Source organism: Microbacterium sp. TW_SC_2 (genome assembly GCF_055361165.1).
In genome coordinates this window covers 1,837,123-1,863,543 of record NZ_CM143952.1, presented here as the reverse complement: position 1 = coordinate 1,863,543, position 26,421 = coordinate 1,837,123, and the positions used below count along the sequence as shown (strand labels likewise).

The 26,421-nt window shown below is 68.6% G+C and carries 27 protein-coding genes and 1 tRNA gene; 18 read left to right on the top strand and 10 right to left on the bottom strand.

The features are described from left to right. The first annotated feature begins 29 nt into the window (after positions 1-29). From ACWA14_RS08850 to ACWA14_RS08825, 6 genes are all read left to right on the top strand, one after another. Positions 30-380, top strand: a complete 351-nt coding sequence (locus ACWA14_RS08850; protein ID WP_463792532.1) for an HIT domain-containing protein — start codon at positions 30-32, stop codon at positions 378-380. A gap of 124 nt (positions 381-504) precedes the next feature. After that, on the top strand, positions 505-1,533 hold the full coding sequence (locus tag ACWA14_RS08845) for a PhoH family protein (protein ID WP_463797414.1): 1,029 nt from the start codon (positions 505-507) through the stop codon (positions 1,531-1,533). Between the two features lie 16 nt (positions 1,534-1,549). Then, positions 1,550-2,008: an rRNA maturation RNase YbeY gene (ybeY, locus tag ACWA14_RS08840; RefSeq protein ID WP_463792530.1), complete on the top strand. Its 459-nt coding sequence runs from the start codon at positions 1,550-1,552 to the stop codon at positions 2,006-2,008. Next, entirely contained in the window at positions 2,005-3,300 is a 1,296-nt protein-coding gene (locus ACWA14_RS08835; protein ID WP_463792528.1) for a hemolysin family protein, read from the top strand. Before ybeY ends, ACWA14_RS08835 begins: the two co-directional genes overlap by 4 nt. Then, entirely contained in the window at positions 3,293-4,189 is an 897-nt protein-coding gene (era, locus tag ACWA14_RS08830; RefSeq protein ID WP_463792526.1) for a GTPase Era, read from the top strand. Before ACWA14_RS08835 ends, era begins: the two co-directional genes overlap by 8 nt. Positions 4,190-4,248: 59 nt before the next feature. Beyond that, positions 4,249-5,190 carry an NADP-dependent oxidoreductase gene (locus tag ACWA14_RS08825; RefSeq protein WP_463797412.1) on the top strand — a complete coding sequence of 314 codons (942 nt, stop codon included), beginning with the start codon at positions 4,249-4,251 and terminating at the stop codon, positions 5,188-5,190. Here ACWA14_RS08825 and ACWA14_RS08820 read toward each other — a convergent pair. Beyond that, positions 5,187-5,834: a hypothetical protein gene (locus tag ACWA14_RS08820; RefSeq protein WP_463792524.1), complete on the bottom strand. Its 648-nt coding sequence runs from the start codon at positions 5,832-5,834 to the stop codon at positions 5,187-5,189. The two genes, ACWA14_RS08825 and ACWA14_RS08820, sit on opposite strands and share 4 nt — an antisense overlap. A 196-nt stretch (positions 5,835-6,030) precedes the next feature. On the opposite strand from ACWA14_RS08820, the gene leuA reads away from it, so the two are divergent. The 3 genes from leuA to ACWA14_RS08805 all read left to right on the top strand — a co-directional run bounded on the left by leuA (position 6,031) and on the right by ACWA14_RS08805 (position 9,585). Then, the gene (leuA, locus tag ACWA14_RS08815) at positions 6,031-7,785 is read left to right on the top strand and encodes a 2-isopropylmalate synthase (protein ID WP_463792523.1); all 1,755 of its coding nucleotides are present in this window, start codon (positions 6,031-6,033) and stop codon (positions 7,783-7,785) included. Between the two features lie 98 nt (positions 7,786-7,883). After that, positions 7,884-8,807: a DUF2268 domain-containing putative Zn-dependent protease gene (locus ACWA14_RS08810; protein ID WP_463792521.1), complete on the top strand. Its 924-nt coding sequence runs from the start codon at positions 7,884-7,886 to the stop codon at positions 8,805-8,807. A gap of 7 nt (positions 8,808-8,814) precedes the next feature. Next, complete coding sequence (locus ACWA14_RS08805) at positions 8,815-9,585, top strand: MerR family transcriptional regulator (protein ID WP_463792519.1); 771 nt, start codon at positions 8,815-8,817, stop codon at positions 9,583-9,585. 36 nt (positions 9,586-9,621) lie between these two features. On the opposite strand, the gene ACWA14_RS08800 is transcribed toward ACWA14_RS08805, so the two are convergent. Beyond that, on the bottom strand, positions 9,622-10,320 hold the full coding sequence (locus tag ACWA14_RS08800) for a trimeric intracellular cation channel family protein (protein ID WP_463792517.1): 699 nt from the start codon (positions 10,318-10,320) through the stop codon (positions 9,622-9,624). 34 nt (positions 10,321-10,354) lie between these two features. On the opposite strand from ACWA14_RS08800, the gene recO reads away from it, so the two are divergent. Both recO and ACWA14_RS08790 read left to right on the top strand, forming a co-directional pair. Next, positions 10,355-11,098 carry a DNA repair protein RecO gene (gene recO, locus ACWA14_RS08795; protein WP_463792514.1) on the top strand — a complete coding sequence of 248 codons (744 nt, stop codon included), beginning with the start codon at positions 10,355-10,357 and terminating at the stop codon, positions 11,096-11,098. Next, positions 11,095-11,895, top strand: coding sequence for an isoprenyl transferase (locus ACWA14_RS08790; protein ID WP_463792511.1), 801 nt, complete (start codon positions 11,095-11,097; stop codon positions 11,893-11,895). Before recO ends, ACWA14_RS08790 begins: the two co-directional genes overlap by 4 nt. Here ACWA14_RS08790 and ACWA14_RS08785 read toward each other — a convergent pair. Next, positions 11,838-12,503 carry a P-loop NTPase family protein gene (locus tag ACWA14_RS08785; protein ID WP_463792509.1) on the bottom strand — a complete coding sequence of 222 codons (666 nt, stop codon included), beginning with the start codon at positions 12,501-12,503 and terminating at the stop codon, positions 11,838-11,840. The genes ACWA14_RS08790 and ACWA14_RS08785 overlap by 58 nt on opposite strands. A 131-nt stretch (positions 12,504-12,634) precedes the next feature. Here ACWA14_RS08785 and ACWA14_RS08780 point away from each other — a divergent pair, with 131 nt between their 5' ends. Further along, complete coding sequence (locus ACWA14_RS08780; RefSeq protein ID WP_463792507.1) at positions 12,635-13,309, top strand: DsbA family oxidoreductase; 675 nt, start codon at positions 12,635-12,637, stop codon at positions 13,307-13,309. Between the two features lie 75 nt (positions 13,310-13,384). Here ACWA14_RS08780 and ACWA14_RS08775 read toward each other — a convergent pair whose 3' ends face one another. Together ACWA14_RS08775 and ACWA14_RS08770 are read right to left on the bottom strand one after the other, a co-directional pair. After that, on the bottom strand, positions 13,385-14,611 hold the full coding sequence (locus tag ACWA14_RS08775; protein WP_463792505.1) for a metallophosphoesterase family protein: 1,227 nt from the start codon (positions 14,609-14,611) through the stop codon (positions 13,385-13,387). A 153-nt stretch (positions 14,612-14,764) separates the two neighbouring features. Next, a complete protein-coding gene (locus tag ACWA14_RS08770; protein ID WP_463792503.1) occupies positions 14,765-15,256 on the bottom strand; it encodes a glutathione peroxidase in 492 nt (163 codons plus the stop codon). A gap of 60 nt (positions 15,257-15,316) precedes the next feature. On the opposite strand from ACWA14_RS08770, the gene dusB reads away from it, so the two are divergent. From dusB to ACWA14_RS08745, 5 genes are all read left to right on the top strand, one after another. Continuing rightward, positions 15,317-16,471, top strand: a complete 1,155-nt coding sequence (gene dusB, locus ACWA14_RS08765) for a tRNA dihydrouridine synthase DusB (protein WP_463792501.1) — start codon at positions 15,317-15,319, stop codon at positions 16,469-16,471. Continuing rightward, positions 16,461-17,864 carry a deoxyguanosinetriphosphate triphosphohydrolase gene (locus tag ACWA14_RS08760; protein ID WP_463792499.1) on the top strand — a complete coding sequence of 468 codons (1,404 nt, stop codon included), beginning with the start codon at positions 16,461-16,463 and terminating at the stop codon, positions 17,862-17,864. Before dusB ends, ACWA14_RS08760 begins: the two co-directional genes overlap by 11 nt. Beyond that, positions 17,864-19,723: a DNA primase gene (dnaG, locus tag ACWA14_RS08755; protein WP_463792498.1), complete on the top strand. Its 1,860-nt coding sequence runs from the start codon at positions 17,864-17,866 to the stop codon at positions 19,721-19,723. Before ACWA14_RS08760 ends, dnaG begins: the two co-directional genes overlap by 1 nt. Before the next feature lie 36 nt (positions 19,724-19,759). Next, positions 19,760-20,533, top strand: a complete 774-nt coding sequence (locus ACWA14_RS08750) for an ATP-binding cassette domain-containing protein (RefSeq protein ID WP_463792496.1) — start codon at positions 19,760-19,762, stop codon at positions 20,531-20,533. Positions 20,534-20,630: 97 nt separating this feature from the next. Further along, a tRNA-Asn gene (locus ACWA14_RS08745) sits at positions 20,631-20,706 on the top strand. Between the two features lie 198 nt (positions 20,707-20,904). Here the strand turns inward: ACWA14_RS08745 and ACWA14_RS08740 are convergent. Then, positions 20,905-21,420, bottom strand: coding sequence for a septum formation family protein (locus ACWA14_RS08740; protein ID WP_463792494.1), 516 nt, complete (start codon positions 21,418-21,420; stop codon positions 20,905-20,907). A gap of 131 nt (positions 21,421-21,551) precedes the next feature. Further along, a complete protein-coding gene (gene def / locus ACWA14_RS08735; RefSeq protein WP_463792491.1) occupies positions 21,552-22,118 on the bottom strand; it encodes a peptide deformylase in 567 nt (188 codons plus the stop codon). 61 nt (positions 22,119-22,179) lie between these two features. Here def and ACWA14_RS08730 point away from each other — a divergent pair, with 61 nt between their 5' ends. Further along, a complete protein-coding gene (locus tag ACWA14_RS08730) occupies positions 22,180-23,151 on the top strand; it encodes a DMT family transporter (RefSeq protein ID WP_463797410.1) in 972 nt (323 codons plus the stop codon). Here the strand turns inward: ACWA14_RS08730 and pgl are convergent. From pgl to zwf, 3 genes are read right to left on the bottom strand one after another with little or no spacing between them, the layout of a single operon-like run. Beyond that, positions 23,145-23,924: a 6-phosphogluconolactonase gene (gene pgl, locus ACWA14_RS08725; RefSeq protein ID WP_463797409.1), complete on the bottom strand. Its 780-nt coding sequence runs from the start codon at positions 23,922-23,924 to the stop codon at positions 23,145-23,147. The two genes, ACWA14_RS08730 and pgl, sit on opposite strands and share 7 nt — an antisense overlap. A gap of 5 nt (positions 23,925-23,929) precedes the next feature. Then, positions 23,930-24,865: a glucose-6-phosphate dehydrogenase assembly protein OpcA gene (locus ACWA14_RS08720; protein ID WP_463792489.1), complete on the bottom strand. Its 936-nt coding sequence runs from the start codon at positions 24,863-24,865 to the stop codon at positions 23,930-23,932. Next, positions 24,862-26,412 (bottom strand): glucose-6-phosphate dehydrogenase, encoded by a 1,551-nt coding sequence (zwf, locus tag ACWA14_RS08715; RefSeq protein WP_463792486.1) that lies wholly within the window; start codon positions 26,410-26,412, stop codon positions 24,862-24,864. Before zwf ends, ACWA14_RS08720 begins: the two co-directional genes overlap by 4 nt. Positions 26,413-26,421: the final 9 nt, after the last annotated feature.

The window sequence follows — 26,421 nt, the reverse complement described above, 5'->3', positions numbered from 1 at the left end:
GTGTCCGCACGGTCAGTAGACTTGACGATATGACGGAACCCTCGATCTTCACGCGCATTCTGACCGGGGAGATCCCGGGAGAGATCCTCGGCGAGACCGACCGGCTGTTCGCGCTGCGTGACATCGCGCCCCAGGCGCCGGTGCACCTGCTCGTCGTGCCGAAGACCGGAGAGTTCCGCGATGTCGCCGAGCTCGCCGCCGGTGACCCCGAGCTGCTCGCCGAGCTCGTGGCCTTCGCCGCGCAGTTGGCCGCCGCGCACACGGATGACGGCGACTACCGTCTCGTGTTCAACACCGGCGCGAATGCCGGACAGACCGTTTTCCACGTCCACGCCCACGTCCTGGGCGGCGGACTGACCGAGAAGAGCGTCGGTGCCTGACGAAGACCTGACTCCCCGCGACGTGCCGGCCGACGAGGTGTCGGAGGCGCCCGCCCTGCGGGAACGATCCGTGAACCGACCGGCCCCCGAGGCCGTCGAGAAGATCTATGCCGACGGCGTGGCCATGGTGCAGCTGCTCGGACCCCAGGACCGCCTGCTGCGCATGCTGGAGAAGGAGCACGGCGACGTGCAGGTCCTCGTCCGCGGGAACGAGATCACCCTGAGCGGCACCCGCGCCGACGTCGCGAAGGCGACGCAGCTGGTCGACGAGCTCCTCGCGATGACGAAGGCGGGCCACGATCTCGCTCCGAGCGACGTCGCGAGCTCCGCCCGCATGCTGCGACGCGAGGGAGGCCCCCGCCCGAGCGAGGTGCTGGGCGAGGCGATCCTCACCACGCGCGGCAAGGTGATCCGCCCGAAGACTCCCGGACAGAAGGAGTACGTCGACGCGATCGAGGAGAACACGATCGTCTTCGGGATCGGCCCCGCCGGTACCGGCAAGACGTATCTCGCGATGGCGAAGGCGGTCCAGGCCCTCCAGCGCAAAGAGGTCACCCGCATCATCCTGACGCGTCCTGCTGTGGAAGCGGGGGAGCGCCTCGGCTTCCTCCCCGGCACGCTCACGGACAAGATCGACCCGTACCTGCGTCCGCTCTACGACGCGCTCAACGAGATGATGGACCCGGAGATCGTGCCGCGCCTCATGGCCACCGGCACGATCGAGGTGGCACCGCTGGCCTACATGCGCGGACGCACGCTGAACGATTCGTTCGTGGTGCTCGACGAGGCGCAGAACACGACGCCGGAGCAGATGAAGATGTTCCTGACGCGTCTGGGCTTCGGCACGCGCATGGTGGTCACGGGCGACATCACGCAGGTCGACCTGCCCCAGGGCTCCTCGGGACTGCGCATGGTCACGCGCGTGCTCGGCGACATCGATGACATCCACTTCTCCCGTCTCACCAGCGAAGACGTCGTGCGCCACTCCCTGGTCGGCCGTATCGTCGACGCCTACAGCGAGTACGACGAGAAGCGCACCGCGCAGCGGTTCGAGCGCGAACAGGCGGCGGAGTTCGCCAACCGCGCCGAACGCCGCAGCGGCACCCCCCGATCCGGCCCCCGCGACCGGATGCCGAAACGAGGCCTCTCCTGATGAAACGAGCACAGGCATGATCGAGATCAACAACGAGTCGGCGATCGACGTCGACGAGACCGTGCTCCAGCGACTGACCGACTTCAACCTCGCGCAGCTTCACGTCAGCGTCGACGCCGAGGTGGCGATCGTGCTGGTCGACGAGGGCGCGATGGAGTCGCTTCACGTGCAGTGGATGGACGAGCCGGGCCCGACCGATGTGCTCAGCTTCCCGATGGACGAACTGCGGCCCGGCACCGAGGACCGCCCGACCGCCCCCGGTCTGCTCGGCGACATCGTGCTGTGCCCACAGGTCGCGGAGGCTCAGGCGCAGGCGGCCGGACACACCCTGATGGACGAGCTGATCCTGCTCACCACACACGGGCTGCTCCACCTGCTGGGCTTCGATCACGCCGAGCCGGACGAGGAGCGCGAGATGTTCAGCCTGCAGAAGCAGCTCATCCAGGGTTTCGCCGCGGCTGAACGCCGCCGATGACCGCGGCTCTCCTGCTCGTCGGCGCGGTCCTGCTGGTCGCCTTCGGCGGATTGATGGCGGCGATCGACGCGGCCTTCGGCGTGACATCGCGCTCGGACATCGAGGAGATGAGCGAGGAGGGCCGCAACCGCGCGCAGCTCGCTCGCATCGCCGCCGATCCCGACGCGCACGTGAACGCCGTGGCGTTCATCCGCGTCCTCGCCGAGACCGCGGCCGCGGTGCTCGTGACCGTCGCGTTCATGTTCCTGATCGACAGCCTGTGGTGGGCGATGCTCGCCGCCGCCGTGCTGATGACCGGGATCACGTTCGTGCTGGTGGGTGCGAGTCCCCGCACCTTCGGGCGTCAGCACTCCGACGGCATCCTCCGGGCCACGGCGCCGGTCGTGCGGGGTGTCCGTCTGATCCTCGGACCGCTCGCGCAGGGGCTGGTCGTGCTCGGCAACAAGGTCACCCCGGGCGCCGGCCGCAGCTCCTTCAGCTCGGAGGAGCAGCTGCTCAGCATGGTCGACGAGGCGGCCTCGAACGACCTGATCGAGGCCGATGACCGCGATCTGATCCACTCGGTCTTCGACTTCACCGACCAGTTCGTGCGCGCCGTGATGGTGCCGCGCACCGAGATGGTGACGGTCGATGCGACCGCCACCACGAGCGAGGCGATGGCGCTGTTCCTGAACCGGGGTGTCTCGCGCATGCCCGTGGTCGACGACGACGCCGACGACGTGGTGGGCGTGCTCTATCTCAAGGATCTGGTGCAGTTCGCGTTCCGCGACGAGAGCGCCTGGCGGCACGCCTCGATCCGTCCGATCTCGCGTCCGGCCACCTTCGTGCCGGAGTCGATGCGCGCCGAGACGCTCCTGCAGCAGATGAAGCGCGATGCCGTGCACGTCTGCCTCGTGATCGACGAGCACGGGGGCATCTCGGGACTCGTGACCCTCGAGGACCTGATCGAGGAGCTCGTCGGGGAGATCTCCGACGAGTACGATCAGGTGTCCGCGGAGTTCGTCGATCTGGGTGACGGCCGCTACCGAGTCAGCGCGCGCCTCTCCCTCGAAGACGTGGGAGATCTCTTCGGACTCGAGCTCGAAGACGAAGAGGTCGACTCGATCGGCGGCCTGTTGGGCAAGACGCTCGGCCAGGTCCCGCAACCCGGTGCCACCGCGACCGTCGAGGGTCTGGTGCTCACCGGCGGAGCCTCCCGGGGCCGCGGGAGAGGAATCGCCACGGTGTTCGTCGAACGCGCGGCCATCGACACGGATGCAGCAGACCATGAGGGAGATCGACGCGATGACTGAGCAGAATCGAAGCGGATTCGTCACATTCGTGGGGCGCCCGAACGTGGGCAAGTCCACGCTGACGAATGCACTGGTGGGCGAGAAGATCGCCATCACGAGCGAGAAGCCCCAGACCACCCGGCGGGCGATCCGCGGGATCGTGAACCGCCCCGACGGGCAGCTCGTGATCGTCGACACTCCCGGCATCCACAAGCCGCGCACGCTGCTCGGTGAGCGCCTGAACGACCTGGTCGACCAGGTGCTCGGCGACGTCGACGTGATCGGCTTCTGTGTGCCGGCGACCGAGAAGGTCGGTCCGGGAGATCGTCGCATCGCGGCGTCGCTCGACGGCTACCCGCGTGCAAAGAAGATCGCGATCGTCACCAAGACGGATGCCGCGGACCGAGACGACATCACGGAGCGCCTGCTGGAAGTCGACGCACTCCGCGAGGACTGGGCGGCGGTCGTCCCGCTGTCCGCGCTCACGCGTGACCAGCTCGACGTCCTCTCGGACGAGATCCTGCGGCTGTTGCCGACCGGCCCGGCGCTCTACCCCGAGGGCATGACGACGGACGAGTCGCAGGAGGACCGGATCGCCGAGATGATCCGCGAGGCCGCGCTGGAGGGCGTCCGCGATGAGCTCCCGCACTCGATCGCGGTCATGATCGACGAGGTCTCCCTCCGTGAGGGAGGCGAGCTGACCGACGTGCACGCGCAGATCGTGGTCGAACGGGACAGCCAGAAGGCGATCATCATCGGACACAAGGGCAAGCGGCTGCGCGACGTCGGTGCGCGGGCGCGCGCCGGCATCGAGGAGCTCCTCGGCACCCGCGTCTTCCTCGGCCTGCACGTGAAGGTCGCGAAGGAATGGCAGCGCGACCCGAAGCAGCTCGGCCGGCTCGGGTTCTGACCCGCACGCGAGCGTCTCAGGACGACATCGGGCCGGCGAGGATGAGGACAGGGGACATGATGGCGCAGCACTGGATCGCTCCGGTTTCCGGAACACCCGAAACGTGGGAGTTCGCGGAGTACGAGGTGCCCGCCCCTGCGTCGGGCGAGGTAACGATCCGCGTGCACGCGGCCGGGGTGAACCCCGCCGACGCCAAGCATGTGATCTCGCCTCGGCCCGGCGTCGAGTTCCCTGTCCCGATCGGTTACGAGGTGTCCGGCGTGCTCAGCGCGATCGGAGCCGACACCGTGATCGGCTCGGGGCGTGCCGAGGTCGGCGATGAGGTGATCGCGTTCCGCATCTACGGCGGCTACGCCACCGAGATCACGGTGCCCGCCGAGAAGGTGTTCGCGAAGCCGTCGACGCTCAGCCACCCCGAAGCCGCCAACCTGCTGCTCGCCGGAACGACCGCCGCCGAGATGCTTGCCGTCACCGGTTCCGAGCCCGGCGAGACCATCCTGCTGCACGGGGCCTCGGGTGCCGTCGGGGTCAGCGTGCTGCAGCAGGCGCGGCTGCGCGGTATCCGAGTGATCGGCACGGCGGGTGAGTCGCGCTTCGACGAGGTGCGCCGTTTCGGCGGCATCCCGGTCCGCTACGGCACCGGACTGATCGAGCGCGTCCGGGAGGCCGCCGACGGTCCGATCGCCGCGGCACTCGATGCGGTCGGAACCGACGAGGCGGTCGACGTGTCGCTCGACCTCGTCGCCGATCGCGGACGGATCGTCACGATCGCCGCGTTCGCGCGTGCCTCGGACGACGGCATCCGTGCCATCCTCGGATCGATGCCCGCCAGCGCACGCTTCCGCGACGAGGTCCGGGCCGAGCTGATCGCTCTGGCGCAGAACGGGGACCTCGTGGTCCCCGTCGCACGGACCTTTCCTCTGGACCGGGCTCCGGAGGCGCACCGCTTCCTCGCGACGGGCCATCCCGGTGGCAAGCTCGCGCTTGTTCCTCCGGCCTAGTCGATCTCGCGGAGCGCCGAGGTGACGATCACGACGTCGTCCCCGTACTCGGCATCCGCCGCATCCTGGATCGTGCCGTCGTCCCAGACGACCTCCAGCCAGACGTACCCGCGGTCGCTCATGAGGCTGAGCGCATCGGCGCCCAGGCGCTCCGAGATGTCGTCCTGCACCCGCGTGAGCTCGGCCTCATCCGCGGCGCCGTCGACGCCGCCGGTGGGGTCCTCGGGGCGGATCGGGTCGTACAGCGCCAGCATGATGGGCGTTTCGGTGACGGCGTAGCGTTCCCCGTCGAAGGTCCCCTGCACGGCATACGTGCCCCAGGTGACGTCGCCACTGGTCTCGCTGCCGTCGACGCGGTCCCAGGTCCAATCGTCCACGGGCAGTCCCGCGCACTGCGGCGGGAAGGACTCCGCGACGGCACCGAGGCAGAACTGCACATCACCCGCGACGTCCAGCACGGTCCCGGTCGCGATCACCCGGCCCTGGGGGAGAGCGGGCCTGGTCGATGCGATGCCGTCACCCCCCGGGGCGGACGTGCTCGTCGGGGCGGGCGTGCTCCCCGGCCCGGACGCGCAGGCGCTGAGGGCGAGGAGGCCGACGAGAGATGCCGAGGCGAGGGCGAGGCGACGCTGCGAGGTGCTCATGATGAAGAGTGTCGGGGAACGCAGGATCGTCTCATGGAGGGTGCGATCGCGTCGGGCATCCCTGCTACCATGACCACATGCCTTTCGGTGGTCTGCTTCTTCTTAGCTGCCGCGACGAGTCCTAAACAGCTAGGGCCTTCCTCGTCGCGGCGCTTGTGTTGGCCCGTTTATCTTGACGAAGAGAAGAAGCCCCATCATGCAGAACACTCAGCGCCCGTCAGCGATGCCGATCCACAAGTATCGGCCGTTCCACGAGCAGATCTCCGTCCACCTGCCTGATCGCACGTGGCCCGACGCCCGCATCACCGAGGCTCCGCGTTGGTGCGCGGTCGACCTCCGCGACGGCAACCAGGCGCTCATCGACCCGATGTCGCCAGAGCGCAAGCGCGTGATGTTCGAGCTCCTCGTCAGCATGGGATACAAGGAGATCGAGGTCGGATTCCCCTCGGCCAGCCAGACCGACTTCGACTTCGTGCGTCAGCTCATCGAAGAGGACCTGATCCCCGACGACGTCACGATCCAGGTGCTGACGCAGGCACGCGAGCACCTGATCCAGCGCACGTACGAGTCGATCGCGGGCGCCAAGCAGGCCATCGTGCACCTGTACAACTCGACGAGCGTGCTCCAGCGCGAGGTCGTCTTCCGCACCGACAAGCAGGGCATCATCGACATCGCGCTCGAGGGCGCGCGTCTGTGCCGTCGCTTCGAGAAGACGATCCCCGAGACCCAGGTCTTCTACGAGTACTCGCCCGAGAGCTACACGGGCACGGAGCTGGAATTCGCGGTCGACATCTGCAACCAGGTGATCGAGGTGTTCGAGCCCACGCCCGAGCGCAAGGTCATCATCAACCTGCCCGCCACCGTGGAGATGGCATCCCCCAACGTCTACGCCGACTCGATCGAGTGGATGAGCCGCCACCTCGCGCATCGCGAGAACGTGATCCTGTCGCTGCATCCGCACAACGATCGCGGCACGGCGATCGCCGCGGCCGAGCTCGGCTACATGGCCGGTGCCGACCGCATCGAGGGCTGTCTGTTCGGCAACGGTGAGCGCACCGGCAACGTCGACATCGTCGCGCTCGGCATCAACCTGTTCACGCAGGGCATCGACCCGCAGATCGACTTCAGCGACATCGACCAGGTCAAGCGCACGGTCGAGTACTGCAACCAGCTGCCGGTGCCGGAACGCAGTCCCTGGGCGGGAGACCTCGTCTTCACCGCGTTCAGCGGATCGCATCAGGACGCCATCAAGAAGGGCTTCGAGGCCATGGCGGTGCGCGCCGAGGCGGAGGGCGTCACGGTCGACGACATCGAGTGGGCCGTTCCCTACCTGCCGATCGACCCCAAGGACCTGGGGCGGTCCTACGAGGCGGTCATCCGCGTCAACTCGCAGTCCGGCAAGGGCGGAGTGGCGTACCTGCTCAAGGCCGATCACGCGATCGACCTGCCGCGCAAGCTGCAGATCGAGTTCTCGGGTGTCGTGCAGGCCAAGACCGACGCCGAGGGTGGCGAGGTCACGAGCGAGCAGATCTGGTCGATCTTCAACGACGAGTACCTGCCCGCCGCGGACACCGCGGCGAAGTGGGGCCGCTTCGAGCTGCTCGGCACTCAGACCCGCAGCGACATGTCGGGCGATGTCGTGCTCGATGTCGTGCTGCGCGACGATGAGCAGCAGGTGTCGGTGTCGGGTAACGGCAACGGCCCCGTCGCGGCGTTCGTCGAGGTGCTGCGTGGACAGGGATTCGACATCACGGTCTACGACTACGTGGAGCACGCGCTCAGCGCGGGCGGCGACGCGCAGGCCGCGGCCTACGTCGAGTTGCAGGTGGGCGATCAGCGCCTGTGGGGCGTGGGCATCGACGGTGACATCTCGACCGCGTCTCTGAAGGCGATCGTCTCGGGCGTCAACCGGTCGATCCGCACGCGCACGCAGGAGCTCGCGACCGTCTGAGCGACCGGGCCCTTCGTCTCGCCGCTCGGAACGCGGCGGTGAGACGAAGGGGCGTCGCGTTTGACCCTGCCCCTGCGTCAATGTCTACCGTCGATATCATGACCATCACCGTGATCGACAGTGCCGCCGCGATGAACCGGATCCTGGATGCGGCACCACACCTCCGCCCGGATCTCGTGCGAGCGATGTGGGAGCCGATGGCCGGCATGTACCACTTCATCCCCGGAGGGCTGGACATGGCCTCCGTGCACCGTCAGAACTTCGGCTTCGACTGGGGGGCGTCGACGGATCGGCTGCGCGAAGGCGTGCGGCTGCTCGAGGAAGCCGACGCGTGGAACCGCGTCGCGGCGGCCCTCACCGCGGGGGTCGCGGCATTGACGGCTGCCGACCCCGGGCTCACCGTGCCCGATCTCACGGTGCTCCTGGTGCTCGGCGATCGCGATGACGATCATTTCCTGGATGAGGTGCAGGGGCTGTCGGGGTTCGGTGGTATCAGCGGATACATCGCCCTCACACTGTGGCCGACGCCGCGGGTCCTCGACCGGATCGAAGCGATCACGGTTCACGAGCTCCATCACAACGTGCGGTACTCGCCCGGCGGCGTCGTCTGGGATCCGGCCACGGTGACGGTCGGGGAACACGTGGTCTCCGAGGGGTTGGCCGACATCTTCGCGGCAGAGCTCTACGGCGCCGCGGGATACACCCACTTCGTGGCCGAAGCGACGCGCTCCGATGACCGCGTGCTCGCGAAGGTGGTGACCGGGCTCGACGTGACAGGAATGCAGGACTTCGCCGCCTGGGTTCTCGGCGACGCCACTGCGCTCCGTTTCGGCGGCTCTCCCGTCGGTCTGCCGACCGGGGCCGGGTACGCGGCAGGTGCGCGCCTGGTCGCCGCATACCTCGCGGAACGAGAGGTCACCGCGGCGCAGAGTGTGCGAACCCCGGCGGCGGAGATCCTGCGACGGGCGCTGCCCGGTCTCGGCGTCGGGCTTTCCCCGCGGATCCCAGGAGCGGGAAGATGAGGAGCACATGAGGGAGTGGACGGTCGCAGAGCTCGCGGAGCGGGCGGGGATCAGCGGTCGAACGCTGCGTCACTATCACCGCATCGGCCTGCTGTCGCCCGACCGTATCGGTTCCAACGGCTATCGCTTCTACGGCTCCGCTGCGGTCGCGCGTCTTCAGCGGATCCTGCTGCTCCGCGACACCGGGATGGGCTTGGCCGAGATCGCCCGCGTGGTCGACGCGCAGGACAGCTCCGACGCGGAGGCCGCAGCTCTCCAGGCGCACCTGCGACGACTGGGGGCGGAACGGGAGGCGCTGGAGCGGCGCATCGCCGCCGTGGAGCACACCGTGGCGATGCGGCGAGAAGGCCGTGAGCCGCAGATGGACGTGATGCTCCAGGGCTTCAACGACCGGTATGAGGCCGAGGTCGTCGAACGCTGGGGGCGTGAGGCGTTCGATGCCTCGAACCAGTGGTGGCACGGCAAGACCGTCGGGCAGCAGCAGGAGTGGAAGGCCGGGGCGGAGGCGCTCCTGACGCGCTGGCGCGAGCTCCAGGAGGACGGCCACGAACCGGAGTCCCCGGCCGCGCGAGAGCATGCCGCCGTGCACGTCGACTGGTTCGCGGCGATACCCGGGACTCCGACGCACGCCGGCGACACCGAGCAGTCCGCCGCGATGATTCTCGGCGTCGCCGATCAGTACGAGTCGGATCCTGAGTTCCACCGAGCGTTCGGCACCGAGGCGGCCGCGCGATTCGCCGCCAGGGCGTTGCGCGAGCACTTGCGGGATCCGTCCTGACGTCCGGCTCGCAGCGAGCGCGGAACCCGCGTGCTCCTAGATCTCCGCGCTCGGCTTGACGATCGCGATCGCTCCGGTCTCGGCGGCGACCTTGCGCCGGTAGAGACGGCGCTGCTCCGGAAGGGACACGTCGAAGCTTACGGCGAGCACCCGGATGACCGCGGTCACCACGATGCCGATCACCGCCGCGAGCGGGATCGGCATGCCGAGCAGGTTCGCGACCGAGATGAACGCGCAGCCCGCGCCGGCCGCCACGGCGTACAGCGATCCCACGTGCATGATCGACGTCGGAAGTCCCATCAGCATGTCGCGGAGCACGCCGCCACCGACCGCGGCGCACACCCCGATGAAGATCGCGGGAACGGGCGGGATGCCGAAGGCGATCGCCTTGCTCGTGCCGAAGGCGCCGAACATGCCGATGACCACGGCGTCGAGCACCACGATCACGGTGTTGAGACGGTTGAACAGACCGGCCAGCAGCATCCCCAGCAGGGCTGCCCCCGTGGCGGTGAGCAGATACCAGTTGCTCTGCAGAGTCGCCGGGGTCTGGCCGAGCAGGATGTCGCGGATCAGACCGCCGCCCATGCCGATCATGATGCCGATGATCGCGACCCCGAGCCAGTCGAGCCGCCTCTGCCCCTGGAAACCCGAGGCGAACATCGCACCCTGCACCCCGCCGAGGCCGACGCCGAGAAGGTCCGCCCACAGCGGAATGATGAAGAGCGGTTCGGTCACGCCTCCATTGTCGCGCACGGAGGATAATCGAACAGTGCCCACCTACCGAGACGAAGCGGTGATCCTCCGCACCCACAAGCTGGGTGAGGCGGATCGCATCGTCATCATGCTCTCCCGCGGGCACGGCAAGATCCGGGCGGTCGCGAAGGGCGTCCGACGCACGTCGTCGAAGTTCGGCTCGCGTCTCGAGCCGTTCATGGTCGCCGACGTGCAGCTGTACCAGGGCCGCTCGCTCGACATCGTGCAACAGGCGGAGTCGCTCGGCTCCTACGGGTCGGAGATCGCGGCCCACTACGAGCGCTACACGGCGGCGAACGCCATGGTCGAGACGGCCGATCGGCTCAGCGACTCCGAAGCGACCGCGAACCAGTACCTGCTTCTCGTGGGTGGTCTGCGTGCGCTCTCGCGGGGCGAGCATGCGGCGCGCAGCATCCTCGACTCCTACCTGCTCCGGGTGATGGCGCTGTCGGGCTGGGCGCCCTCGCTCGACGACTGCGCCCGCTGCGCCACGCCCGGTCCGCACACGAAGTTCGTCGCGCAGCTGGGCGGGATGGTCTGCGGTGCGTGCGCACCCGCCGGCAGCGCGCGCATCGCCGAGAAGACGCTCGAGCTGCTGCGATCGTTGATGCGCGGCGAGTGGGAGGCGGTCGACGCGGCGGCCGTGTCGGAGACCTCCGCGGCGTCCGGCCTCGTCGGCGCCTACGCGCAGTGGCACCTGGAGCGCGGCATCCGCTCGCTCGCCCACGTCACGGATCCGTCAGCAGAAGGAGCACGGTGAGCCCCAAGCCCTACACGCACAAAGACGCCGTGGCGTATCGCGCGCTCGACTGGACGGGGAAGTACCCGCCGGAGTTCCCCGCCGTTCCCGAGCATGTCGCGATCGTCATGGACGGCAACGGCCGATGGGCCAACCGTCGCGGACTCAACCGCGTCGAAGGGCACAAAGCCGGCGAGGAAGTGCTCCTCGATGTCGTCGCGGGCGCGATCCAGGCGGGCGTGAAGCACCTCTCCGTCTATGCGTTCTCGACGGAGAACTGGGCGAGATCTCCGGAGGAGGTCCGCTTCCTGATGGGCTACAACCGCGACGTGCTGCACCGGCGTCGCGATCAGCTCAACGAGTGGGGTGTGCGGGTGCGCTGGGCCGGGCGGAAGCCGCGGCTGTGGGGCAGCGTCATCAAGGAGCTGCAGTATGCCGAGCAGCTGACCCGCGACAACGACGTCCTCACGCTCACGATGTGCGTGAACTACGGCGGCCGCGTCGAACTCGTCGACGCGATGCGCGCGATCGCAGCCGATGTCGCCGCCGGGCGCGTCAAGCCGCAGGCGATCAGCGAGAAGATGATCCGCCGTCACCTTTACGTCCCCGAGATGCCGGACGTCGATCTCTTCGTGCGGAGCTCGGGGGAGCAGCGCACCTCGAACTTCCTGCTGTGGCAGTCCGCGTACGCCGAGATGGTGTTCCTCGACACGCTGTGGCCCGACTTCTCGCGCGAGGAGCTCTGGCGAGCGATCGCTGTCTATCTGTCGCGCGACCGGCGCTTCGGGGGAGCGATCGACGTACCGTCCGGTTCCTGAGCGGGCGACGTGCGTCCCGGATCCTGAGCGAGCGGTGCGAGACGAAGGGCGGACTGCACGTGCAGCCAGCGCTCCGTCTCGCGGGGATGCCGGAGTCGCACGATCGTCAGGTGCGGGAACGTCTCCTGCACCGCCGGCATCCGCTCGGACCACTTGTGCAGGGTCTTGGTCTGCCAGGCGAGGATGTTCTGCTCCGGGTCCTTGCCGAGCATCCGCCAGATCGGCTCCTCGACGTTGCCGTTCCACATTCTGGTGCGGAGGAGGCTGCGACTCAGCGTTCGCCGAATCAGACGCGTCCGCACGACGCGATAGGGGTAGTCGAGCCAGAGCGCGAGGTCGGCGCGGGGCGTGAGGATCTCATCGGTGCCCTTGCTGGTGTACTGCCACTCGGTGATCCAACGGTCCTCGGCGGCGAATGCACGGACGTCGGTCAGGAATTCGGGGCGGGGCCTCCAGTTCGGGCCGTGGAAGAGACCGTCGATCTCGACATGACGCAGACCCCACATCGCGGCGATCCGCCCGGACAGGGTGGTCTTGCCCGAACCCGAGACCCCGGCCACGAGCACCCGCTTCGGCTGCCTCGGCAGCGGGTCGTCGGCGGACAGCATCCGAAGATCCTATCGCTCGGCCCGTCTGCGTCGGCGCCCTTCGTCTCGCTGCGCTCGCTCAGGGAGCGGATGCTGCGTTCGCTCAGAGTGCCCACGGAATAGCTCATAGGCGCATGCGGTTGGATGAGGGTGTGAGCCAACCCATCTCGATCGACATCTGGTCCGACATCGCCTGCCCCTGGTGCTACATCGGCAAGCGCAACCTGGAGAAGGGCCTCGAAGCCGTCTCCGCCGACGACGACGCCCCCGAGGTGACCGTCACGTTCCATTCCTTCGAGCTCTCGCCCGACACCCCCGTCGACTTCCACGGTGACGAGATCGACTTCCTCGCCGGACACAAGGGGATGCCGCGCGATCAGGTCGAGCAGATGCTGTCGAACGTCACGGGTGTGGCGAAGGAGGCAGGCCTCGACTACCGCTTCGACCTGCTCCAGCACACGAACACCGTCAAGGCGCACGAACTGCTGCACTTCGCCAAGGAAGAGGGGCACCAGCACGCCATGGAGGAGCGGCTCATGTCCGCGTACTTCACCGAGGGCAAGCACGTCGGCCGGATCGACGACCTCGTCGCGCTTGCGGCCGAAGTGGGACTCGACGCCGACAAGGCGCGCGAGGCACTCGAGACCGAGCGCTATCTCCCGGCTGTGCGGCAGGATCAGGATCAGGCGCGTGCCTACGGCATCCAGGGGGTGCCGTTCTTCGTGATCGACGGTCAGTACGGCATCAGCGGCGCGCAGCCACCGGCTGCCTTCGAGAACGTGCTCCGCGACCTGTGGGCGAAGCGGGACGAGCCCGTCGAGGCCTGAGACGGCGCGCGATGACGGATGCGACAGGGCGGGGACCCGGAAGGGTCCCCGCCCTGTCGCTGCGTGAGCCGGGTGTCAGACGCGCTGCTGGCGCGGGGCGAGGGGCAGCGGCTCCATGGGCTGGTCGTTCGCCGTCAGGTCGATGCCGAGGTCGCGCGCGTAGGCCACGCGCGTCGCGATCGACACCTCTTCGCCCGACTCGGTGAGTTCGAAGACGCGACCGCCGCGCAGGCGGTTGCGTTCGGCTCCGTCGAGTCCGTACGCACCGAAACCCGTTCCGGGCGCGTAACCGAGCAGCACGCCGTAGTAGTCGCCGACGTAGTCGTTCACGTGGTCGTGGCCCACGAACACGCCCTTCACGTCTCCGCGTTCGATGATCGCGTTGTACATGCCGGAGTTGAAGGGACCGGGGCACTCGTCCTCATTGCGCTCCCCGACGATGCCGTGGCGGGCCTTCCCGCGCGCCGCATCCGCCTCCGTGCGCGTGTCGACGCCGCCCCACCACATGAAGCGGTGCTCCCAGAGGGCGATGTGGAGGAACATGAGGCCGGGCACCTTCCGTCCGCGGCGCTTCTCGAGCTGCTGAGACTGCTCCCGGTACCAGGCGACCTGGTCCATGCGCAGCCAGTCCCAGGTCGGATAGCCCTCGAAGTCCTGGCTGGCGATGGCGTCGGGTGCGTAGCGACCGGCGTCCATCAACCAGAGCGCGAATGCCTCGCGCTTCTTCTTCGCCGACGACGCGATCGAGACGATGGTGTTGCTGGTGCCGGTGACTCCGCGCGTGCTCTCGGCGTTCACGTTGTACTCGTACGACCGGTAGATCTTCAGCATGCCCGCCTCGTCCACCCCGGACTGGGGCAGCGAGTCCTCGTCGTGGTTGCCGTAGGTGACCGCCCACGGGATGCGGCGCGACTCCATCGGCCAGACGACGTTGTTGATGGCCTGTTTCACGGCGAGCCTCGTCTCGCACCCTCCGGTGATGACGTCGCCGTTGATGACCACGAAATCGGGCTTCTCCTGATCGAGGACCTTCTCGATCAGCTCGACGGTGCGCCGATCGGTGAGCTCGTCGTCCTGCGTGTCGTTGAACTGCACCACCTTGAACGTCCCGTCGGGGCGGAACCGCAGCTGCGAGGCGTGGGGGTGCGGCCCTGCCGACACCGCCCCTGCGCTCACCGCTGAGGGGGATGCGGACGAGCTCGCGGAGGCGGGATCGGAGCTGAGGGGGAACGCGGTGCCGAGGGCGCCGAGCGCTCCGGCGGTGAGGACGGTTCGCCGGCTGATCGGCAGTCGGTCGGACATGGTGGTCTCCTTCGTCTTACGCGCGATGTGCGCCGCGGTGAGACTAGGTCGGCCAGGTGGCGTCCGATCGACGTGCGGGTGAACGGACCTCTCGGACGAAGGAGAGTGAGCGGACAGCGCGGGTTACGCGCAGATGAAGGACTCGTCCGCGCTCTAGCGGGGGAGAGCGGCCTCGATCGCGCTGACGATCTCCGGGTCGTTCGGCTTCTGCTTCGGTCGGAAGCGCAGGACCTCCCCGTCCGGCAGCACGAGGAACTTCTCGAAGTTCCACTCGACGCGGCCGGCCTTGCCGTGGGCATCCGGTGCCTCTTTCAGCGCCTTGTAGAGGTCGGAGGCGTTGCGGCCGTTGACCTTCACCTTCTCGTTCACCGGAAAAGAGACGCCGTAGGTCGTCGAGCAGAACTCGAGGATCTGCTCGACGGAGCCGGGCTCCTGCAGGAACTGGTTGCTGGGGAAGCCGACCACGCTGAAGCCGCGGTCACCGTAGAGGCGCTGAAGTTCCTCCAACTGCTCGTACTGCGGGGTGAGACCGCACTTGGACGCCACGTTCACCACCAGGACGACGTCGGCGCCGAGGTCGTCGAGGGTCTTCTCGTTGCCCTCGGCGTCGGTGAACGGGATCGAACGGAGCGTGGAATCGGTCATAGCCCACAGCTTAGATCGCAGCGTCCGCACGGGCTCCGCGTCTGGGAGAATAGAGGCGACATGACTCTCGCCACTGCCACCGCCCGCCCCCTCCGCATCGGTCCGATCGACCTCGATGTCCCCGTCGTCCTCGCGCCCATGGCCGGGATCACGAACACCGCCTTCCGCCGGCTCTGCCGCGAGTACGGCGCCGGACTCTACGTGAGCGAGATGATCACCTCGCGCGCACTGGTCGAGCGCAATGAGACGACCATGCGGCTGATCCGCCACCACGAGTCGGAGACGCCGCGGTCGATCCAGCTGTACGGCGTCGACCCGAAGACGATCGCCGATGCCGTGCGCATCATCGTCGCCGAAGACCACGCCGATCACATCGATCTGAACTTCGGATGCCCGGTGCCCAAGGTCACGCGCCGGGGCGGGGGAGCGGCGCTGCCGTGGAAGACGTCGCTGTTCTCCGACATCGTCACGCAGGCCGTCAAGGCCGCGGGTCCCATCCCGCTGACCATCAAGATGCGCAAGGGCATCGACCGCGATCACCTCACATTCCTCGACGCCGGTCGGGCCGCGGAGGACGCGGGCGTCGCGGCCATCGCCCTGCACGCCCGGACGGCGAGCGAGTTCTACTCCGGTTTCGCCGACTGGAACGCGATCGGCGAGCTCAAGGAGGCCGTCACGAGCGTCCCGGTGCTCGGCAACGGCGACATCTGGTCCGCGGCCGACGCCGTGCGCATGATGGAGCAGACCGGCTGCGACGGCGTCGTGGTCGGGCGCGGCTGTCTCGGGCGCCCCTGGCTCTTCGGCGAGCTGGCCGCGGCCTTCGGTGCCGAGGCGCATCCGGTCGACGCCACGCTCGGTTTCGTCGCGAACGCGTTCCGACGCCACGCCGAGCTGCTCGTCGACTTCTTCGAGAGCGAGGACCGCGGCTGCCGAGATGTCCGCAAGCACGTCGCCTGGTACTTCAAGGGGTACCCGGTCGGCGGCGACATCCGCACGGGCCTCGCGACCGCGTCCAGCCTCGCCGAGATCGACGAACTGCTGGGACGCCTCGACCACGCAGCCCCGTACCCCGGAGCCGATGCCGAGGGTCAGCGCGGGCGCTCGGGCCACCCCAAGCGCACGGCGCTCCCGGAGAAGTGGCTGGAGACGCGGGAGATCGCGCCTGCCGCTTCCGAGATGATGCGCGGAGCGGAGATCGAGAACAGTGGTGGCTGATCATTCGAGCGTCTCCCCGCGCCCGCGCGGAGACGGATACGACCCCCGTGATGCCGAGCGCTTCGTCGCCGAGAGCCATCGCTCCGAGCGCAACGACTTCGCCCGCGACCGCGCCCGCGTCCTGCACTCGGCAGCTCTCCGCCGGCTCGCCGCCAAGACGCAGGTGCTCAGCCCCGCGAGCACCGCGGACTTCGCCCGCAACCGCCTGACTCATTCGCTCGAGGTCGCGCAGGTCGGGCGGGAGCTGGCCACGGCACTGGGAGTGTCGGAAGACGTCGTCGACACCGCGTGCCTGAGCCACGATCTCGGGCACCCGCCGTTCGGTCACAACGGTGAGCGGGCGTTGAACGATTGGGCTGAGACGATCGGCGGTTTCGAGGGGAACGCGCAGTCGCTGCGCATCCTGACGCGTCTGGAGGCGAAGGTCCTCGACGGGGACGAGCACTCGGTCGGACTGAACCTCACCCGGGCCAGCCTCGACGCCACCTGCAAGTACCCCTGGACGGTCGACAGCCCTGTTCCCGACCCGGGCGGGCGTCTGAAGTTCGGCGTCTACCCCGAGGACGAAGCGGTGTTCCGATGGATGCGCGAGGGAGCGCCCGGACGGCTCCGCTGCATCGAGGCGGAGATCATGGATCTCTCGGACGACATCGGGTACTCGGTGCACGACTTCGAGGACGCGATCGTCAACGGCTACGTCGACGTCGCCCAGCTCTCCGACCCGCGCCAGCACGAGGCGCTGCTCTCCCGCATCCAGCAGTGGGTGGGGTACGACTTCACCCGCGACGAACTCGCGGACGCCCTCTTCCGGCTGAGCTCGCAGGCGATGTGGCTGGGGTCGTTCGACCGCTCTCGTCGCGATCTCGCGCGCCTGAAGAACCTCACCAGCGACCTGATCGGCCGTTTCGCGCGCGCAGCCGTGTCGGCCACCCGTGAGGCGTATGCCGGGCCCGCGCTGGTGCGCTACAACGCCCACGTCGTCGTTCCCCGCGTGATCGAGGTCGAGATCGCGGTGCTGAAGGGCATCATGGGGCAGGCCATCGTCACGATCGAGGCGCGCAAGGGCGTCTACAAGGAGCAGCGCCGCGTCTTGAAGCGGCTGGCCGACGTGCTGTGGTCCACCGATGCGCTGTGGTCCGCGGGCGCCGACGTGCTCGAGCCCGCCTTCGCCGCCGACTTCCTCGACGCCGAGACGGACGCCGAGCGTGCCCGCGTGATCGTGGATCAGATCGCGAGCCTGACGGATCAGAGCGCGATCGACTGGCACAACCGGCTGGTCGGCGAGATCGATCCGGCCGAGGTCGGCATCTGGACGCCGCGAAACGCCCGTCATACCCGGGGGAGCGTTCAGGCCGGTGCCGAGAGGCAGGCCGTCGCCGAAGGGGTCGGCTGATGCCGCGGATCCGTCAGGCCGACGTCGACGAGGTCAAGGCGCGCACGAACATCGCCGACATCGTGGGGGAGCGGGTCGCCCTGAAATCGGCGGGCGTCGGGTCGCTGAAGGGGCTGTGCCCGTTCCACGATGAGAAGAGCCCGAGCTTCCACGTGCGCCAGCAGGTGGGCTACTACCACTGCTTCGGATGCGGCGAGTCCGGAGACGTCTACTCCTTCCTCCGGGAGATGGACCACGTCAGCTTCACCGAGGCCGTCGAGCGGCTCGCGGGGCGCATCGGCTACACCCTCCACTATGAGGACGGCGGTGCGGCCCCCGAGACCAGTGGACGCAGCCGCCTGTACGCCGCCAACACCGCGGCCGCGGAGTTCTTCCGCGCCCAGCTGCTGTCTCCGGATGCCGAGGCCGGTCGCCGTTTCCTCGGCGAGCGAGGTTTCGACGCGGGAGCCGCCGCGCACTTCGGCGTCGGCTTCGCCCCGCGGGGCTGGGACGGGATGCTGAAGGCGCTCACCGCGCAGGGCTTCACGCGCGAGGAACTCAGCACGGCGGGGTTGGTCTCGACCGGCCAGCGCGGTGTCTACGACCGGTTCCGAGGGCGCCTGGTGTGGCCGATCCGCGACGTGTCCGGTCAGACGATCGGCTTCGGCGCGCGCAAGCTGTTCGATGACGATCAGGGGCCCAAGTACCTCAACACCCCCGAGACGCCGATCTACAAGAAGGCGCAGGTGCTGTACGGACTCGACCTCGCCAAGCGCGACATCGCGCGCGGTGACCCGCGCCGCGTCGTGGTGGTCGAGGGATACACCGACGTCATGGCCTGCCACCTCGCCGGGCTGACCACGGCGATCGCGACCTGCGGCACGGCCTTCGGCACCGAGCACATCAAGGTTCTGCGGCGCGTGATGGGCGATGACAACGCCTCGGGCGAGGTGGTGTTCACGTTCGACGGCGACGAGGCCGGTCAGAAGGCGGCACTGCGTGCGTTCACGGAGGACGATCGCTTCAACGCACAGACCTTCGTCGCGGTCGCGCCCGAGAGCATGGACCCCTGTGATCTGCGGCTCCAGCGCGGCGATGCCGCGGTGCGGGGGCTGATGGATGCCAAGGTGCCGATGTTCGAGTTCGCGATCGATCGCAAGCTCGCCGGTTTCGACCTGTCGACAGTCGAAGGGCGCGTGGGTGCCCTCCGGGCGGCCTCCCCGATCGTGGCCGAGATTCGCGACCGCCTGCTGCGCCCGGGATACGAGCGCGTCCTCGCACGGCGCTTGGGGATGGACCCGACCGAGGTGCGCAATGAGGTCGAGCGCGCGGCACGGGGTGGGGCCTCGGAAGCGCAGACACGGAGGGATCCGGCCCCGGTCGATCCCGCGACGGGTGCCCCCGGCATCGCGCCGGTGACCCTGGCCGGCCTTCCTCGGTCACCCGACGTCGCCGTCGAGCGCGATGCCCTGATGGGCGCGCTGCAGTACGGGCATCAGGTGGACCAGACGCTCCTCAACCGCGCGCTCAGTGCGCCGTTCCGCACGCCGGGACTCGACGCGGTGCGTGAGGCCGTGGCCGCCGCTCCCGACCGGACGCGCGCGGGCTGGGTCACCGAAGCGGTGAACAGCGTGCGCGAGCCGTATCGCTCGCTCGGCGGCGAGCTCCTCATGACGCCGTTCCCGGCCCGCGACGAGGAGCGCGCGGTCGCCACGGTCACCGACCTGGCCCGTCGTCTCATCCTGCGTCAGCTCGAGCGTGAGAAGCAGGAGATGCTCGGGGCAGTCCAGCGAGTACCGGCCGACTCCGACGGCGGCCGTGCGCTGCGCATGCGCCTGCGTGACATCGATGCCGAGCGTCAGCGGTTCGCCGAGTCGTAACGCCGCTCGCCGCCGACCGCACGGCAGGATGGACTCATGTCTCGTCGCCCCGCCTCCGACAATGCGATCGAGTGCTCCGATCTGGTCATCGACCGCATCGGGCACGGTCTGCCCACGCGGGCGGTCGACGGCGTGAGCTTCTCGTTGGCGCCGGGCAATCTGATCTGTGTCGCCGGTCCGACCGGATCGGGGAAGTCGACGCTGGTCGCCGCTCTCGCCGGCTCCACCGATCCGTCGGTGAAGGTCAGCGGGGGGAGTGCGGTCGTCTGCGGTGTCGATGTGCGGCGTCCCGGGCGCAAGCACCGCATCCTCACCTATCGCACGGGCTTCGTACCGCAGGGCGCCGGCGCCGACCTGCCACCGCGCCTCACCGTCAACGAGGTGATCGCCGAGCCGATCCTGATGCGCGAGAAGCGGGTCAACAGCACGGCCCTCTCCATCCGCGTCGCGACGCTGCTCGACGAGTTGCATCTCCCACTGGGGACCGCCGACAAGTTCCCCTACGAGCTCAGCGCGGGGATGCGGCAACGCGTCGCGATCGCCCGCTCGTTCATCCTCGAGCCGCAGGTGCTCATCGCGGATGAACCCCTCGCGAACCTCGACCTCGAGGTGCGCCCGGTGGTCTTCGACGCGATCACGCGACGCCGCAAGGAGAGCGGTATGGCGGCACTGCTCGTCACCAACGACGCCGCCTTCATCCGCGAGTTGAACGCCGAGACGCTGATGCTGCGCGGGGGGCATGTCGTGGCCCGGGGCGTCGGCAAGGATCTGCTGTGGGCCCCCAACGCCGAGGCCGATTCGCAGCTCTGAGAGCGACACGCCCGGCGCCTCGGAACCCGCGCCCGATGTCATGAGTGGGCTCCGGAGTTTGCTAAGCTTGTCGAGTTGCCCGCGCAGCGGAGCACATTCCTCGGTAGCTCAATTGGCAGAGCAGCCGGCTGTTAACCGGCAGGTTCTTGGTTCGAGTCCAAGCCGGGGAGCCAATAGCCCCCGGGATTCTCACGAATCCCGGGGGCTTCCTTCTTGTCGCCATCTCGCGCCCTCGCGCCCGGGGGAACCCGGATGCATCTCCCGGGAGCGTGCGAGCTCGCCCAGACGCCCGCTGTGCTCATCTGCCTGGCGATGGACGCACGGAAGGCCTCGTCGAAGTCACGACGAGGCCTTCTCGGGTGAAGCGTGGATCAGCGCGCGGCGCCGGCGAGCGATCCGGTGGTCGGACCCGCCGGGTCGGAGATCACGCACTGGACGATGCGGTCGTTGAACTGGTCCCAGGTCTCCTGCGTCGGGGTGATCGGGTAGACGTCAAGGGTGGACTCGTCCCAGATGACACCGACGAACGTCGTGAAGGCCTCGCCGATGCACTCCTGCGAGGCGGTCTCGACGGCCGCGTCGGAGAACTCGCCGTCCTCCATCGTGATCTCGTGGTAGACCTCTTCGTCGTGCGGCTCCTCGCACGGCACGACGTCGGCGCTCTCGATCAGACCACTGGGGCTGGCCATCTTGCAGTCGCCCAGCTTGAGCGCGAAGATGTCGATGCTGGCGCTCTCGGTGACCTGACCGGTGTCCTCGTCACGGTCGGCGTCGGCGGGACCGCCGCCGAGAAGGTTGTTGATGGTGCTGCAGCCGCTCAGGGCGAGTGTGAGTGCGAGCGCGGAACCGGCCAGTGCCAGTGCGCGACGCGAGCGCGTGTTCTTCATGGATTTCCCCTCCAGAGGCGATGGCGGGCAGGCATGACGGAACCGGCCTCCTCTCGACGCTATCGGGCGCCGAGTCTGTGATGCAACTCCGAGAACACTGTGTTCCAGCTGGGAGGGGAGTGCGCGGTGCGTCAGGCTTCCAGGTCGTCGACGCCGGGCAGCCAGCTCGCCCCGGGCCGACCCCAGCCGCGCTTCCGGGAGATCTTCTGGACGGTCTTCCAGTCGCCGTCGGAGAGCCGATCGACGTAAAGGATGCCGTCGAGGTGATCGAACTCGTGCTGCATGATGCGCGCGCGCCAGCCGTCCACTTCGATGACGACCTCGTGGCCGTCGAGATCGACCCCGCTGACGCGGGCGCGTTCGGAGCGACGGAGCGGGAAGCGCTCACCCGGGAAGGACAGGCATCCTTCCGACTCGAGGTCAGGGTCCGGATCCCCCGGTTCCGGGGGAGTGATCCACAGTTCCGGGTTGATGAGGACGCCGCGCCACGGCTTGTCCTCCTCGTCGACGTACGAGTACGTGTAGATGCGCAGCGGGACACCGACCTGAGGGGCGGCGAGACCCACACCGGGAGCGAGGTCCATGGTCTCGAACATGTCGGCGACGAGCGTGCGGACCTCGTCCGTGATCTCTTCGACGGCCGAGGCGGGGGAGTGCAGAACGGGGTCGCCCATGATGCGAATCGGAAGTACAGCCACGTCATAACCCTACTGTGCAAGGTGCTCCCGGTAGGGTCGTACTGTGACTGCAGGCGTGTGGATGAGCGGGGCGGAAGAGGTCGGCGAACAGCTCGTCGGCGCGTTCCAGAACCCCGGATTGCTTCTCGGAATCCCCCTGGCCCTGGCCGGTGCCGTGTTCATGTCGCTGGGTGCGCAGTACCAGCATCGAGGCGTCGAGAAGGTCGAGCGCCTGAGCGGTTCTGCGGGTACCTCCGGCCTGAGCATGAAGCAGATCACGAGCCTGCTCACCCGTCCGTCGTGGTTGCTCGGCACCCTGATGCTCGCCCTGGCGATCGTCTGTCAGCTCGCGGCCCTCGTGCAGGCTCCGCTCATCGTCGTGCAGCCGCTCGGCGCGATCGCGCTCGTGATGACGACGCTGCTGAACGCCCGCATCTCCGGCCATTCGCCCACCAAACGCTCCATCACCGCGATCGTGCTCTGCGTCGGCGGCATCTTCCTGTTCGTCTTCTTCGCCGCGATCTTCGCCACGGAGCAGGAGATCACCGATCGCGAGCTCTTCGTGATCCTCGCCATCCTGCTCGTCGTGATCATCGTGCTCGGCGCCTGCTGGCTCATCCTCCGCTCGCGCATGCGCGCCCTGTTCTACGTGATCGGCGCCGGCATCCTCTACGGCTTCGTCGCGACGCTGGCGAAGGTCGTCATCAAGCGCATCGAGGCGGGCGACTTCGAGTGGATCACGGCGGTCTGCGTGATCGCTCTGATCGCGGCCGCCGCGGTCGGCGCGTACTTCGTCCAGACCGCGTACAGCTCCGGTCCTCCCGATCTCGTGATCGCCGGTCTCACCGTGGTCGACCCGCTGATCGCCGTGCTCATCGGCATGGTGATCCTCGGCGAGGCCGCCGCCGCACCGCCCTGGGTGCTTGCGATCTTCGCCGTCGCCGGCGGCATCGCCGTGTGGGGCGTCGTCGAACTGGCGCGCTACCACCCGCAGGTGATCAGCGACAGTCAGGACCTCGGGATCACCCGCGGCAGCGACGGCACCGCTCAGTAGGCGGGATCGATCAGGTCGGGGGAGACCTCGGAGGCCGCTGCCTCGTCGACGAAGAAGATGGTGCGCTTGCGCCCCTTCGCTCCGGCGGCCGGAACACTCGTGTAGCTCGCTCCGGCCAAGGCCAGACCCAGTGCCGACGCCTTGTCGGCTCCGGTCAGCACGAGCCAGACGCGCTTCGAGGAGTTCAGCACCGGGCGGGTGAGGGTCACGCGCTCGGGCGGGGGCTTCGGAGAGTTGCGCACGGGGAGCGCGGCGACATCGGTCACCGTGACCTCGTCGCGGTCCGGGAACAGCGAAGCGATGTGTCCGTCGGGGCCGACGCCGAGGAAGCACACCGCGAACGACGGCCACGGGTTCTCCTCGGTCCCGAAGCGCGACAACTCCTCCGCGTAGGCGGCGGCGGCCTCGTCGAGCGTGAGCCCGCTGTCGGATGCCGCGACCTCGTGGATGTTCTCCGCGGGGACGGCGATGCGATCGAGAAGTGCCTGCCGGGACTGCCGGGCGTTGCGGTCGGCGTCGTCGCGGGCGACGAACCGCTCGTCACCCCACCAGAAGTGCACGAGCGACCAGTCGATCTCCGCCGAACGCGGGTTGTCTGCCGTCGCGCTGAGCACGGCCGCGCCCATGGTGCCGCCGGTGAGGGCGATGTGCGCGATGCGCCCGTTCCGCGTGCGCGCACGCACCCGGGTCAGGAATCGCTCGGCGACGCTGGTCGCGAGTGCGGCCGGGGTGGCTTCGACCACGACCCGCTTCTCTGCGGATGCTGCCTGCATACGACTCATGCTCCTGTCTCGGGCGGACCCAACTTCTCCCAGCCCTCGGTGATCACTCGACCGTACAGGACGTCCGGGTCGAGGCGACGCAGCTCCTCCGCGAGGCATTCCCGCAGCGTGCGTCGCGGCAGATGCAGATCGTGGTTCGGCTGTCCCGGCTGCGTGAGCACCGCGACCCCGGGCGTGGGGCGCTCGAGGAGGATCTCGCCGCCGGCACGGGTGAGCCGCACCGACTTGATGCCCTCCTGCCAGTGCTCGGGGTCTTCGTACGACCAGGAGACGGGCACGTCGAGCGCGAGCTGCAACCAGGCGGCCAGCAGGGCGGTCGACGGCGATGCCGAGGCACCGCGGACCTCCACGGCGGTGATCTCCTCGTACGGCGGCTGGTCGAGAACCGCCGCGAGCTGCTCGCGCCAGTAGGTCAGACGGGTCCAGGCGAGATCGGTGTCGCCGGGCGCGTGGGTCTCGCCGAGGAGGGCGAGTCTGTCGCGGACGTCGGATGCCGTGGCGGCATCCGTGATCCGGCGCTGCGCGATCTTCCCGAGGGGGGAGTGCGAGGGAGCCGAGGGAGCCTCTTCCGGCCACCAGGCGACGACGGGAGCGTCGGGGAGCAGCAACCCCGTGATGAGGCTCTCCTCGTTGCTCGCGGCGTCGCCGAATGCGCGCAGCACGACGACCTCGCTCGCACCGGCGTCACCGCCGACGCGGATCTGCGCGTCGAGGCGGGAGTCGCCCTCGCCGGTGGTCAGGACGATCACGCGCATCGGGTGCTCGCGAGAAGCATCGTTCGCCGCATCGATCGCGGCTTCCGCGACCCCGTTGCGGGCTGCGATGACCAGCGTGAGCACGCGTCCGAGGGCGACGGCGCCACCCTCTTCGCGGACCTTGACCAGCTGCTTGGCGACCTGGCTGACGGTCGTGTCGGGAAGGTCGATGATCACGGGCGTCTCCAGACTCGTCCGTCGCGGGCCAGCAGGTCGTCGGCCGAAGCCGGTCCCCACGAGCCGGGCGCGTACTGTTCGACCGGGCCGCCGACGGCAGCCCAGTACTTCTCCACCGGGTCGAGGATCTTCCACGAGAGCTCGACCTCCTCGTGCCGCGGGAACAGCGGCGGGTCGCCCAGCAGGACGTCGAGGATCAGGCGCTCGTAGGCCTCGGGGCTCGCCTCGGTGAAGGCGTGCCCGTAGCCGAAGTCCATGGTCACGTCGCGCACGTTGGAGCCGCTGCCGGGAACCTTCGAGCCGAAGCGGATCGTCACGCCCTCGTCGGGCTGCACGCGGATCACGAGCGCGTTCTGGCCGAGCTCGGAGGCGTTGCCGCGCCCGAACAGGTGCTGCGGCGCCCGCTTGAACACGACCGCGATCTCGGTGACGCGGCGACCCAGCCGCTTGCCGGTGCGCAGGTAGAAGGGCACACCCGCCCAGCGGCGCGTGTCGATCTCGAGCTTGATCGCAGCATAGGTCTCAGTGGTCGATTCGGGGTTCATGCCCTCCTCGGAGAGGAAGCCGGTGACCTCTTCACCGCCCTGCCATCCGCCGTCGTACTGCCCGCGAGCCGTGGCGAGCGAGAGGTCCTCCGGCACGTGCACCGCGGCGAGGACTTTCTCCTTCTCGTTGCGCAGATCCGCGGCCGACAGGCTGATGGGCTCCTCCATCGCGGTCAGCGCGAGAAGCTGCAGCAGGTGGTTCTGGATGACGTCGCGCGCCGCACCGATACCGTCGTAGTACCCCGCGCGGCCCCCGACGCCGATGTCCTCGGCCATCGTGATCTGCACGTGGTCGACGTAGTTGCGGTTCCAGATCGGCTCGTACAGCTCGTTCGCGAAGCGCAGCGCGAGGATGTTCTGCACCGTCTCCTTGCCGAGGTAGTGGTCGATGCGGAAGATCGAGTCCGCCGGGAAGGCGACCTCGAGAGCCGCGTTCAGGGCGCGAGCCGATTCCAGATCGTGCCCGAACGGCTTCTCGATGACCACACGACGCCAGTGCTCGGCATCGTCGCTGTCCTCGCCGACGAGTCCCGAGTCCTTGAGCTGCTTCGCCACCAGGGGGAAGTCCTTCGGCGGGATCGAGAGGTAGAACGCGTGGTTCCCCATCGTGCCGCGTTCGACGTCGAGCTGCTGGATCGTCTCGCGCAGCTTGGCGAACGACTCCGGGTTGTCGAACTCGCCCGAGACGAAACGGATCCCCTGCAGCAGCTGCTCCCAGGTCTCCTCGCGGAACGGGGTGCGCGCGTACTGCTTCACGGCGTCGTAGACGACCTGCGCGAAGTCCTGGTCCTCCCAGTCGCGTCGGGCGAACCCCACGAGGGCGAATCCGGGCGGGAGGAGTCCGCGGTTGGCGAGGTCGTAGACCGCGGGCATGAGCTTCTTGCGTGAGAGATCCCCGGTGACGCCGAAGATCACGAGGGCGCTGGGCCCCGCGATCCGGTTGAGACGGCGATCGTCGGGGTCACGCAGCGGGTTGTGCCCGCGCGAGATGGGAACAGACATCGGTGGGGG